The 13,205-nt window shown below is 43.5% G+C and carries 7 protein-coding genes; 2 read left to right on the top strand and 5 right to left on the bottom strand.

The features are described from left to right. The 5 genes from BS19_RS08430 to gyrA all read right to left on the bottom strand — a co-directional run bounded on the left by BS19_RS08430 (position 1) and on the right by gyrA (position 9,461). Positions 1-528 (bottom strand): DUF4123 domain-containing protein, encoded by a 528-nt coding sequence (locus BS19_RS08430; protein WP_038174620.1) that lies wholly within the window; start codon positions 526-528, stop codon positions 1-3. Then, the gene (locus BS19_RS08425; RefSeq protein ID WP_038174619.1) at positions 525-2,630 is read right to left on the bottom strand and encodes a type VI secretion system Vgr family protein; all 2,106 of its coding nucleotides are present in this window, start codon (positions 2,628-2,630) and stop codon (positions 525-527) included. Before BS19_RS08425 ends, BS19_RS08430 begins: the two co-directional genes overlap by 4 nt. Positions 2,631-2,922: 292 nt before the next feature. Next, positions 2,923-4,341, bottom strand: a complete 1,419-nt coding sequence (locus BS19_RS08420) for a basic amino acid/polyamine antiporter (RefSeq protein WP_038174618.1) — start codon at positions 4,339-4,341, stop codon at positions 2,923-2,925. Positions 4,342-4,790: 449 nt separating this feature from the next. Next, positions 4,791-6,551 carry a putative bifunctional diguanylate cyclase/phosphodiesterase gene (locus tag BS19_RS08415; protein WP_051686515.1) on the bottom strand — a complete coding sequence of 587 codons (1,761 nt, stop codon included), beginning with the start codon at positions 6,549-6,551 and terminating at the stop codon, positions 4,791-4,793. A gap of 207 nt (positions 6,552-6,758) precedes the next feature. Then, on the bottom strand, positions 6,759-9,461 hold the full coding sequence (gene gyrA, locus BS19_RS08410) for a DNA topoisomerase (ATP-hydrolyzing) subunit A (RefSeq protein ID WP_038174617.1): 2,703 nt from the start codon (positions 9,459-9,461) through the stop codon (positions 6,759-6,761). Between the two features lie 272 nt (positions 9,462-9,733). On the opposite strand from gyrA, the gene ubiG reads away from it, so the two are divergent. Beyond that, a complete protein-coding gene (gene ubiG, locus BS19_RS08405; RefSeq protein ID WP_038174616.1) occupies positions 9,734-10,441 on the top strand; it encodes a bifunctional 2-polyprenyl-6-hydroxyphenol methylase/3-demethylubiquinol 3-O-methyltransferase UbiG in 708 nt (235 codons plus the stop codon). Between the two features lie 469 nt (positions 10,442-10,910). Beyond that, positions 10,911-13,193, top strand: coding sequence for a class 1a ribonucleoside-diphosphate reductase subunit alpha (gene nrdA, locus BS19_RS08400; RefSeq protein ID WP_038174615.1), 2,283 nt, complete (start codon positions 10,911-10,913; stop codon positions 13,191-13,193). Positions 13,194-13,205: the final 12 nt, after the last annotated feature.

The following is a 13,205-nucleotide window of genomic DNA, read 5'->3' as shown; positions in this document are numbered from 1 at the left end:
TTATACCCACTGCTTAAAGATAGGAGAGGTCAGAGTAAATGGTTGGCTTTGCTCTGGCTTAATAGGTGAATGATGTAGAGTTTGCCGTTGATGTGCATGATTAACCCAATGAATAGCTTGAGCTGAACCCAAAAGGGTTACAATATCGATGTCATTAAGTTGCGATGCGGTCTGATTCCAAAAGGCATTGGTATAAAACCGTAAAAAACAGGCTTTATTGTCGATCTTAACTTGAAGTAATGACTGTAAATGCTCATTAAATGCTGAACCATCTTGGCTCGCATCAAGCTCAAAGATAACCGAACTTGAATCAAAATAAGGCAACGTTAACCATTTATCTAACACTGCCTTATCGCTACCCAAATTGACGACTAGTGGGCTTTGGTCATTCAAGTAATCAAAATCTGAACCCGCAAATAATACTATCGCCTGCTGAACGACCATATTCCGAGTAAGAACATTAATCGCATCAGGAATACGAATGGTATCAACCACTAACCAATAATTAGCGACCTTGGTTTTACTCATGAGACACCTCGTTCACACGGGCAATCTTCTCGAGGACATGACCCATCACTTTGTTTTTGACACATTTTTGCTATGGCCACATTCGCAATAGACAATGTGGACATGGTTGCTGCTGATAGTTGTAATGGTAATGGGTTAGGTGCAGGTGGTACCGCAATCATTTGATTCGGCAACACAGCAGCAACACCGGCATAACCAGAACCACCACCTGCGCTGCCGCCGGAGTTAAGGTTGATCGCTGATCCGACAAGGTGTACGCCTCCAGCATCCACTGTAACAAAGCTACCACCAGCTTTTATTGTGATTGCGCTGCCTGCATCAAGAACAATTTTATTGCCCGCTTTAAGATGAACTTCATCAGAGCTGTCTATCGCCGTTTTGCGCTTGACCTTTTGTTGTAATGACTCACCGATATTGATGGTTTTGTCGGCGCTGACTTGTTCTCGTCGTTCACCATTTATCGTTAGGTGACGATTGTTCTTTGTCAGGCTGAATTGATCATTTTCAACCGTCAGATGTTTATCGTTATGCACTTCTGTTGTGTGATCGTTCTTCACTTCAACTTCAATATCTTTCTGGGCATGTAGATAAACACGCTCTAGGCCAGATTGATCTTCAAAGCTCAGCTCATTAAAACCCTCGCCTTGATAAGACTCGCTGCGAATCACTGTTTTGGTTTTATGGTCGGGTAAAGGGTACGGCGTTACATTGGTCGCATGATAAGTTCGACCTGTGATAATCGGTTGATCTGGGTCACCATTGAGAAAGGTGACGATCACTTCATGACCAACGCGCGGGATCGCGACCATACCATATTGATGCCCCGCCCAACCTTGAGAGACTCGAACCCAACATGAACTGTGTTGATCGCCATTTGAGTATCTGTCCCAATGAAAATGAACTTTGACACGACCAAATTCATCGCAATATATCTCTTCGCCTTCCGGGCCAACGACAGTTGCAATCATAGGGCCATCAACCTGAGGTTTCGGGACAGGCTCTGCTTGCCAAATAACATCACTAGGAACAAGTTTAAATTCGTTGTGATAGGTGGTTGCCCCGCTGCCCCCCTCTTCTTCTAGCGCTTGCGGTTGTTTGCCAACATGTTGCGTCGCTACCACTACCCATTCTCGATTCAAGCTAGTATCACTGTGCTCTTGAAGTTCAAACTTCACTCCTGCTGAAAGTGATGGTTGATTGCTTATTCCTGTCGCTAAGCGAGCGTCTCGCCTTAGATAATCAAGCCGTGCTTGGGTGATGGTCTTGCCTGCGTCATCGCATTTAAACCGGCCTGGCGCATCAAAGTGCTCGTAGCGATTTTCAATTTGATACGCCATTTCTGTACCCTGAACGCTCTGTGCGAATGAATAAGCCGGTTTCTTAAAACTGTAATCTTGAATCTCGGCATGGCTGACTTGCGCTGTATGATGGGTTGCAAAAGTGTTGATATAAGGCGCGCCTACAACTCCGCCACCACTTAGGTTGTTGTACGGTACCGGCTGGCCAAGTTTCACCAAACTGTCATTGGCGTCACTGAACACCACGGTATGTTTATCACTGTCATGCACAATATGATAAATAATCCCCTCTTCTGCGAGCAAACGATGGGCAAAATCTAAATCAGACTCTCGATATTGAACACAAAACTCTCTTTGCGAATGATCGTTTTTTAGCACAAACGCATAGTCATTGATGTTCATCTCTTGCAGCAAGATAGAAACAATTTCAGGGACAGTTTTGTACTGGAAAAGACGGGAATTATGGCGTAATGACAGACGTTCAATTGCTGGAACAACACTGAGGGTGTAGAAAGTATGACGATGACCTGTGTCACCTTTACCAAAGTTACGCACTACACCATGCAGCCGCTGCACAACAACACCATCACGAACCACTTCAAACTGAACGTTTTTATCAACCACTTGTTGAGGCGTAATGGTGTGCTGACGACTCGCAAGTTGAAACTCATAGCGGTAACCATTACATGCATGCTCAACAGGTAAAGATTGGCGTGAAAAAGTGTCCCATCCAGAATATTCAATCACCCTTAATGTATCTGGTGCTAATCCATCGATTCGGATATTGAAGTTGAGCGTTGGCATCGGGGCTTCCTTTTGTCTTTAACCGTTGATAGAAACTATCGAGGCACAATAGAAGCAAACTTAATACCAACTTAATACTATTATATATCAGCACCTTAAAGTGAAGCTCAGAGTGTAATCAAGCAGTTTTCTACCTCACTCAAGCAAGCTTTTGCTCACGAAGAGAAAACATGCCATATAAAAAGTGAATGATGATGAATATCAACGTGGTGTAGATGGGCAAACTAGTGAGAGGTAACGTCCAGATTTGGACTAGAAAAAAGCCCCAGCAAATATTTACTGGGGCTTTTATTTACAATGCTAAGTTCAGACTACCGCTCCATATCATGCCAACCGCCAACATTGCGGTGAAACCCAATACACCAGCGCCAAGCCTTTCTCTTCCTTTAAATGGATGGATACCTTGCTCTCGTTTAGCTTGAATGTAGAAATAGAGACCTGGCAAGTAGAGCAATGCTGATAGCAGCAGGTAGTTAAGACCAGAAGCATACAGTAGCCATAAACCATATACGCTCGCACCAAGTCCAACCAACAGCAAGCTACCTCTGTTTTTCTCAGTGATGGCGATTTTCAATACAAATGCCCCAACAAGGAAGTAAGGCACTAAAATCATTTCTGAAGCGATGATCAACAAAGTATCATAAGTACTGCCAGCGAACATGACAAAAATCAGCGAAACCTGTATCCATATATTGGTTAAGGTTAGTGGTTTCACTGGGCTACCAGCCTTGTTTAACTGCGCATATTTCTTCGGGAACATTTTCTCTTTAGCACACAAGTACGGCGCTTCGGATGCCAGAACTGTCCAACTGAGAAACGCACCACATACTGAAATCAGCAGCCCAACACTGATAATGTATTGCCCCCAAGGGCCGAGAATCAACGTTAATACTTTGGCCATCGATGGATTTTGATATGTGGCTAATTCCACTGGCTTAACAACCCCCATAGACAACAAAGTCACGAAGATATAAATCGCCAGTGCCGTGAGCAGCCCCAAAATTGTCGCTCGACCAATATCTTTTCGATTTCTAGCTCGGCTTGAGACAACGACTGCCCCTTCGATACCAATAAATACCCAGACGGTGATAAGCATAGTACTTTTCACCTGCTCGAGCAGATCGTACTCTTCACCAAAATGAACACCGGTAAAATCAAAGGTGAAGGTATTCCAACTAAAGGCAAGCATTGCACAAATAATAAAAATAATTAGAGGAACTAACTTTGCGTAAGTGGTGACCATATTAATTAACGCCGCCGTTTGTACACCGCGTAATACTAAAGCATGCACTAGCCACAATAAGCACGATGCACCAACGACCGAAACTAGCGTATTGCCTTGACCAAATATTACATTGTCAGGCGTATCGAATAACATTCCTAAGGTACTAAATACAATCACTAAGTAAGAGACATTGGCTAACATCGCACTCAACCAATAACCCCACGCAGAACAAAAGCCGACAAAGTCGCCAAAACCTTCTTTGGCATACCCAAAAACACCGCTATCAACGTGAGGTCGATGAAATGCAAGTTTTTGAAATGAAAGCGCAAGGAAGATCATCCCTACCCCTGTGATCGTCCAACCAATCATGACGGCGGCTGGGCTTGCCACGGATGCCATATTTTGCGGTAAGCTAAATACCCCCGCACCGATCATCGAGCCAATCACGATGGCGGTTAAAGAGCTTAATCCGAGTTTATTATCCATTTTCATTTCCGGAGATACCGTTTTTCGAAGAGGGGATTTTACGCTGATTTGGCATCAATAGGCAGATCGAATGTGAGCCACATCTCATACTTTAGCAACTAATTGGCACTTCATTGCCACCGATCAATTGATGAATTCATTTTTAGTCAAATAAAACGCAGAAATCAAAGATAACAGCGAATTAGTAAACACCTAGGCAACAATTACAACATTTACAACTAAAATTAAAGACAAAAACGGAATATACAGCGAACCAAAAATCGACAAATATGCGACTAATTATCCCTATTATTGATAAATTAATGCATAAAAATCGCTAAACAGTGTTAATCGACTACACTGAGTATTAAACGTTCAACAGACCGTAACCTCTGTCTCTTGGCGTTATCCATTACTTCCTGTTATGTGGCCGCAGTTGCGGCCTTTTTTTTCAATCACGAAATGAGCCATCAACTTTGAGAAAGGAGCAAGTGGGTAAACTCGCGACAATAGACTGGTCTAGAATACACATAGCCTTGGATCAGATAACACTGCTCACTTTTTAACAACTCGCACTGCTTTGTATTTTCGACTCCTTCAGCAATGACACCCTTATTTAAGTTGTGCCCGATCTGAATAATAGTGCGGACTATCATATGATCCGTTCTCTCTGTAACACAGTGATCAATAAAAGACTTGTCGATTTTTATCACATCAATAGGTAACCGTTTAAGGTAATTGAGTGATGAATACGCGACACCAAAGTCATCAATCGCAATACTGACGCCTAATCGTTGCAATTTGTCACAAGTTTTCGCTACCCGAGTGTGTTTATCCATCATCGCCGTTTCAGTAATTTCTATTTGAAGCTGTTGAGGGGCAAGTTCATGTTTAACCAACAAACCTTCGATGAAAGGATAAATGTCATCATGGGTAAATTGAACACTGGAAACATTGACAGAAACACAGATTGGCTTGCCTATCTCTTGCCACTCTTTTGCTTGCTGAATGGCCTGATCAAGTACCCAGCGCCCAATGGGAATAATCTGCGCTGTTTTTTCAGCAACGGAAATAAAGTCTAAAGGAGAGACAATACCTAGATCAGGATGATGCCAACGCAGCAGAGCTTCGGCCCCAACGATCGAATTGCTTCGAGTGTCGACTTTAGGTTGATAGACCAACTTCAGTTGTTGTTTATCAATTGCGCCTTTTAATTCAACTTCAATCTGATGATCACGAATAGTGTCATTCATCAGCTCTTCGTCATACCAGCGTATTATTTCATTATCGCTGCTCTTGGCGCGGGCCACCGCGGCATCAACATTCTTGCCCCAAACATTAATATTGTTATGTGCATCACTGAGTAACGCTACTCCCCCGCTAAAAAGTAAACTATGCGAAGTATTAAAAACTTGGCAGACAGTATCATAGTGCTGAACGAGCCTATCGATGACCTGCTGCAACGGCTGTCTATCTCCTGTAGCAAATGAGACCAACACGACCAATTCATCTCCGCCAAGTCTAAATACTGTGCCAAATTCTCCTACAATGCTTTGTACATGGGTCGAAAACTGTTTGAGTAATTCATCGCCATAGCCGTAACCTAGATTGTCATTCACTGCCTTGAGGTTATCCAACCCTAACTGTATTACCGCATGATCGTTCTGCTCATCGGCCAGTAAATCAGCGGTGGTATTAAAGAAGGATTTACGATTGGGTAAGTTGGTGAGGTGGTCTGTCAAACTGGCTTTTTTGTAACGCAGAGACTGGCGTTGTGACTTTTGATAATAATAAGTCATCACAGTCGCAAATGACGCGATGAAAACCAACTCGATTGCATCTTCGACAAATTCACCAAATTTCTCAGCCGGTAGGTTGACCCAATAAGTTATGACTAACCCAATCGCAACCGCAATCGGCCATAACGCACCTGGAAACAAGAAAACATAACAAAGAGGCAGCAGGATAAAGCTCTCTTCAATTACATCAAAATTTAGCGGTTCGAAGAGTCCACCGATAAACAGAATAAGGAGTGACAACGTAGATAAATAGGCTCTCACTTTTCGGTTAGCACTAAAGAAACACACAATAAGCGCGATCGGAAACAACAGATATATCCAACGTAGCATTTTATGCTCAGAGATTAGAGTGTCCGAGATCAGGTAAACAGATATAAAAAAGAAGGCGATAAGTACTGACCGAGCAAACTTATTCATTTGTTCAGCTGTCACTGACTACCCCTCTTAGTTTCGAGCTTGTTCTCGACATCCACGCTAGATATTATCGCTTTGGTTAAGCTTTGAACCTAAACAGACACTCCTATAACTGTATATGATGTACGCCAAAGTGCATGTTTTTGTAGATATAATGCGAGTAAAAACAAAAAAAATGCCAGACATAAAGTCTGGCATTTGTTCGAACAAAGTAACGAAATTTAATTACTCTTGAGTATCATCGCTATCGCTTGGAGCCTCTGCCGATGTGTCAACGCTTGCCTCTTCAGCACTTGCATTGTCTTCATCTTGCAACAGTTCAGCTTCATCAATTTCTTCAATACGTTGCAAACCGACCACAGATTCATCTTCAGCAGTACGGATCAAGGTCACCCCTTGAGTATTACGGCCAACTTGACTAACTTCAGCGACACGTGTGCGTACCAGAGTACCGGCGTCGGTGATCATCATCATCTCGTCGCCTTCTACGACTTGAACCGCACCAACAACCGGACCATTTCGCTCGGAAACTTTGATCGATACAACACCCTGAGTACCACGACCTTTGGTAGGGTACTCATTAAGCGTCGTACGTTTACCGTAGCCGTTTTCTGTCACGGTAAGAATATCACCATCATTCGATGGAACAATCAGTGATACGACTTGATCATCATTAGCCAACTTCATACCACGGACACCAGAGGCAGTACGACCCATTGGGCGAACCCCTTTAAACTTCACTTCTGGTTGACCGTTCTCATCAAGAACTGGATTGCCATTTTCATCAAGTACAGGTGTCTCTTCTGCCTCTTTAAAGCGAACCACTTTACCCGCCTTAGAGAACAGCATAATTTCGTTTTCACCATTGGTGATATCCACACCAATCAGTGAATCATCATCACGTAAGTTAACCGCAATCAAACCGTTTGAACGTACGTTGGCAAACTGGTTGAGCGGCGTTTTCTTCACCGTACCATCACCCGTTGCCATAAAGATAAATTTATCTTCTGAGAACTCATCAACACGCAGGATCGCCGTGATACGCTCGCCATCCTCAAGTGGAAGAATATTAACAATCGGCTTACCACGCGCGGTACGGCTAGCAAATGGTAGTTGGTACACTTTCAGACGGTAGGTCTTACCACGAGTAGAGAAACATAGGATGTTATCGTGGGTATTCGCCACTAGAAGACGCTCAATATGGTCTTCGTCCTTCATCTTAGTTGCGCTCTTACCTTTACCACCACGACGTTGTGACTCGTAGTCGCTCAGTACTTGATATTTAACATAGCCACCATGCGATAGAGTCACTACCACATCTTCACGTGCAATCAGCTCTTCCATGTCGATATCATGACTAGCGGCTGTGATCTCTGTACGGCGAACATCACCATAGTTCTCACGCACTAGCTCAAGCTCTTCACGGATCACTTCCATCAAACGCTCGGTGTTTGCCAAGATGTACATTAGCTCTGCAATTTCATCAAGCAGTGCTTTGTATTCATCGAGAATCTTGCCATGTTCTAAGCCTGTTAGCTTATGTAGACGAAGATCAAGAATCGCTTGTGCTTGCTGTTCGGTTAAGAAGTACTGTCCGTCACGAATGCCGTATTGGTCTTCCAACCAATCTGGACGGGCAGCATCAGTACCTGCGCGTTCCAGCATTTCAGCAACATTACCGAGATCCCAACCACGGGCGATTAGGCCAGCTTTGGCTTCCGCTGGAGTTGATGCGCTGCGAATTAATTCGATAATGTCATCGATATTCGCGAGAGCGAGAGCTAAAGCTTCTAAGATATGAGCACGGTCACGTGCTTTCTTCAATTCGAAAATAGTGCGTCGAGTCACCACTTCACGACGGTGGTCAACGAAACACTTCAACATGTCTTTTAGATTGAAAAGTTGTGGCTGACCATTGTTCAATGCCACCATGTTGATGCCGAAAGTCGTTTGGAGCTGAGTATTGGCGTACAGGTTGTTTAGTACCACTTCGCCAACTGCATCACGCTTACACTCAATAACAATACGCATGCCATCTTTGTCTGACTCATCGCGCAGTGCACTGATACCTTCAACTTTCTTATCTTTTACAAGCTCAGCGATTTTCTCAATCAAGCGAGCTTTGTTTACCTGATAAGGGATCTCGCTGACAATGATAGTTTCTCTACCATTCTTTTCTACTTCGATATCCGCTTTCGAACGCATGTAGACTTTACCGCGACCTGTTTTATAAGCGTCAATGATGCCTTTACGGCCACTGATTAGCGCTGCGGTCGGGAAATCTGGACCAGGTATATAGTCCATTAGCTCATCAATAGTGATCTCTTCATTATTGATATATGCAAGGCAACCATCGATAACTTCAGTTAAGTTATGAGGTGGGATGTTGGTTGCCATACCTACTGCGATACCAGAAGAACCGTTGACCAATAGGTTAGGAATTTTTGTTGGCAGAACTGCTGGAATTTGTTCTGTACCATCATAGTTAGGTACATAATCAACAGTATCTTTGTCTAAATCAGCTAAAAGCTCGTGGGCGATTTTCGCCATACGAACTTCGGTATAACGCATTGCCGCCGCTGAGTCACCATCGATCGAACCGAAGTTACCTTGACCGTCGACTAGCATGTAACGAAGTGAAAACGGTTGAGCCATACGTACGATAGTGTCGTACACTGCGCTATCACCATGTGGGTGATATTTACCGATTACATCGCCAACAACACGGGCAGATTTTTTATATGGTTTGTTCCAATCATTACCTAGCACATTCATCGCAAATAATACGCGGCGATGCACTGGCTTTAGGCCATCACGCACATCTGGAAGAGCTCGACCAACGATAACTGACATCGCATAGTCTAAGTACGAACTTTTCAGCTCATCTTCAATGTTTACGGGCGTGATCTCTTTCGCTAGATCGCTCATAGAGCCATTATCCCTCTATTCTATAGATCGTATGTACAATACGCTTAAGGTGCAAAAATATAACATAGAATTCATTTGTTCGGCATCACTTTCCCTCTCCTTTTACAAGGTTGTGAGATTGGTTGTGAATCAAACGCCGACAAAATGCACATTTGGACTATATGCTGCTGATAAGTGGCTACATTTTATCCACATTTGGATAAAAGTGGCCTCATTTATCGAGTCAGGTATAATGCCTATCTTAAGGAAAGCAGTTTATTAGCAGAGTTGTTATGACCCAATCACAAAACGTCGACCCAAATGAAATTAAAAAATTCGAGGATATGGCCTCTCGCTGGTGGGATTTAGAGGGTGAATTTAAACCTCTACATCAAATTAACCCTCTGCGTTTGAACTATGTGCTCGACAATTGTAATGGTCTGTTTGGCAAAACAGTACTTGATGTAGGTTGTGGCGGCGGTATCCTTGCTGAAAGCATGGCGAAAGAAGGCGCCAAGGTGACAGGTTTAGATATGGGTAAAGAGCCTCTCGAAGTTGCTCGCCTTCATGCACTAGAAACAGGCACAACACTGACTTACATTCAGAGTACGATCGAAGATCACGCGCAGCACAATGCGGGTACCTACGACGTAGTAACTTGTATGGAGATGCTTGAGCACGTTCCTGACCCACTTTCGGTCGTTCGCTCTTGTGCAGCGTTGGTAAAACCTGGTGGCCATGTGTTTTTCTCGACCTTAAATCGAAACATAAAGTCATACCTGTTCGCTATTGTCGGCGCAGAGAAGCTATTAAAGATCGTTCCAGAAGGCACCCATGACCATGACAAGTTCATTCGCCCTGCTGAACTAATTAAAATGGTCGATCAAACCGATTTAACCGAAACAGGCATCACTGGGCTGCATTACAACCCGCTCACCGATAGCTACAAGCTCGGCCACAACGTCGACGTAAATTACATCGTCCATACCCAGAAATTTTAACCAACCATCACTCATTACTCTAAGTGATGACGATTCAGGCGGTAGCACAAGCTCACCGCCTTTTTTAGTGCTTTTTTAACCGATTTTTGTCGATTTGATTCCAATTTAAACAACCTAAAAAACGGTCTCAAATTTATCTAAAGATCAAGGTATTTTTTTTTGTTTATGGTTAGTTATAAACCGATTCTAAAACGGTAATTTTATGCAATCTTGCCAGCACTATTCTCATCGGTTAGTAGTCACTTACTGTTTTTTTTAATTTTGTTAGTTATCCACAAGTCATCCAAGATCTGTAACTTGAAAACTACCCGAGATAGCACTATCTTGTAATCCGCACCGCAGTGCACCCCTATATGTTGTGTTTGTACTACAATATATAGATAGACTTTGATCACAAAGCCGGAACGATTTTTACAAGAATTACACATAAAATCGGCTTTAATCAGTTTTGTTAGGGAAATGAAGCAGAATGAACCAACAACTTACCGTTACTAAGCGTAACGGACGCAAAGAAAGTATCGATCTCGACAAGATCCATCGCGTGATTACATGGGCTGCCGAAGGCCTAGACAACGTCTCTGTATCACAAGTAGAACTACGCGCTCACATTCAGTTCTATGATGGCATTACGACCTCTGATATTCACGAAACTATCATCAAATCAGCCGCCGATCTTATCTCGGAAGAAACGCCAGATTACCAATATCTTGCAGCACGCTTAGCGGTTTTCCATTTGCGCAAAAAAGCTTATGGTCAATATGAGCCACCAAAGCTGTATGATCACGTTACTCGCCTTATTGATAAGGGCAAGTACGACAAGCATATTGTCGAAGACTACAGTAAGGCGGAACTGGATGAGTTGGATTCGTATATCGACCACAGACGCGATCTCGATTTTTCTTACGCGGCCGTTAAACAGCTAGAAGGTAAGTACTTTGTCCAAAACCGTGTCAGCGGTGAAATTTATGAAAGTGCTCAGTTCCTTTATATCTTAGTTGCCGCTTGTTTGTTTGCGAAGTATCCAAAAGAGACTCGTCTTGACTACATCAAGCGTTTCTACGATGCGACATCTACTTTCAAGATCTCGCTACCAACGCCGATCATGTCTGGTGTGCGTACTCCTACTCGTCAGTTCAGCTCTTGTGTACTGATTGAATGTGGTGACAGCCTAGATTCGATCAATGCGACAGCGAGCTCGATTGTTCGTTACGTGTCTCAGCGTGCTGGTATCGGTATTAACGCTGGACGCATCCGCGCCCTAGGATCAGAAATCCGTGGCGGTGAAGCATTCCATACTGGTTGTATTCCTTTCTACAAGTACTTCCAAACTGCCGTTAAGTGTTGTTCTCAGGGTGGTGTTCGTGGTGGTGCTGCAACCGTTTTCTACCCAATGTGGCATGGTGAGTCTCAGGCATTAATGGTGCTCAAGAACAACCGTGGCGTTGAAGAGAACCGCGTCCGTCATATGGACTACGGCGTACAGCTGAACCGTCTGATGTACCAACGTTTGGTTGAAGGCGGTAATATCACACTGTTCTCACCTTCGGATGTTCCAGGTCTGTATGACGCATTCTTCGAAAACCAAGATGAATTTGAACGCCTATATGTTAAGTACGAAAACGATCCTTCTATCAAGAAAGAGACCGTAAAAGCCGTTGAGATGTTTTCAATCTTAATGCAAGAGCGTGCTTCAACGGGTCGTATCTATATTCAGAACGTTGACCACTGTAATACGCACAGCCCATTTGACTCTGAAGTTGCGCCTATTCGCCAGTCAAACCTATGTCTTGAGATTGCATTACCAACTAAGCCACTGACGAACGTTGAAGATGACTCAGGTGAAATCGCGCTATGTACTCTGTCAGCGTTTAACTTAGGTTCCATTAAGTCACTGGATGATTTTGAAGAGTTGGCTGATCTGGTTGTACGTGCACTAGATGCCCTACTTGATTACCAAGACTACCCACTTCCGGCCGCTTATAAGTCAAGTATGAACCGTCGTACTCTTGGTGTCGGTGTGATTAACTACGCCTACTACTTAGCGAAAAATGGTGTTAAGTACTCGGATGGTAGTGCCAACGGTTTGACTCACCGTACATTTGAAGCAATGCAGTACTACTTGTTGAAAGCGTCTGTTGGCTTGGCTAAAGAACAAGGTAAATGTCCTTTGTTCGACGAAACCAACTACGCAAAAGGTCTATTGCCTATCGATACCTACAAGAAAGATATCGATTTAGTGTGTGATGAGCCGCTGCACTATGACTGGGAAAACTTACGTCAAGAAATAATGACTCATGGCTTACGTAACTCTACCTTAACGGCGCTTATGCCATCTGAGACTTCTTCTCAGATTTCAAATGCGACCAACGGTATCGAACCACCACGTGGTTACGTTTCAGTTAAAGCATCTAAAGATGGCATTCTTAAGCAAGTGGTTCCTGAATTCACTGAATACAAGAATAACTATGAGCTGCTGTGGAACATTGGTTCAAATGAGGGCTACTTGCATCTTGTCGGCATTATGCAAAAATTCGTTGACCAAGCCATTTCTGCCAACACGAACTATGACCCAACTCGTTTTGAGAGTGGCAAAGTTCCAATGAAGAAATTGCTTCAAGATCTGCTGACTGCGTACAAATTTGGTGTCAAAACACTCTACTACCACAACACACGTGATGGTGCGAGCGATGACCAAAAAGACGCAGTACAACCACAAGATGACGATTGTGCAGGCGGCGGTTGTAAGATCTAATCGATAGCCTTA

Source organism: Vibrio pacinii DSM 19139 (genome assembly GCF_000711795.1).
Taxonomy (GTDB): Bacteria; Pseudomonadota; Gammaproteobacteria; order Enterobacterales; family Vibrionaceae; genus Vibrio; species Vibrio pacinii.
Note: the sequence above shows the minus strand (reverse complement) of the source record. Positions and strands in the feature narration are given on the sequence as shown.

Excerpts from the sequence above, each read along its gene's own strand:
- BS19_RS08420 (WP_038174618.1), bottom strand. The coding sequence starts at position 4,341 with ATGGATAATAAACTCGGATTAAGCTCTTTAACCGCCATCGTGATTGGC.
- BS19_RS08425 (WP_038174619.1), bottom strand. The coding sequence starts at position 2,630 with ATGCCAACGCTCAACTTCAATATCCGAATCGATGGATTAGCACCAGAT.
- ubiG (WP_038174616.1), top strand. The coding sequence starts at position 9,734 with ATGACCCAATCACAAAACGTCGACCCAAATGAAATTAAAAAATTCGAG.
- BS19_RS08430 (WP_038174620.1), bottom strand. The coding sequence starts at position 528 with ATGAGTAAAACCAAGGTCGCTAATTATTGGTTAGTGGTTGATACCATT.
- nrdA (WP_038174615.1), top strand. The coding sequence starts at position 10,911 with ATGAACCAACAACTTACCGTTACTAAGCGTAACGGACGCAAAGAAAGT.
- gyrA (WP_038174617.1), bottom strand. The coding sequence starts at position 9,461 with ATGAGCGATCTAGCGAAAGAGATCACGCCCGTAAACATTGAAGATGAG.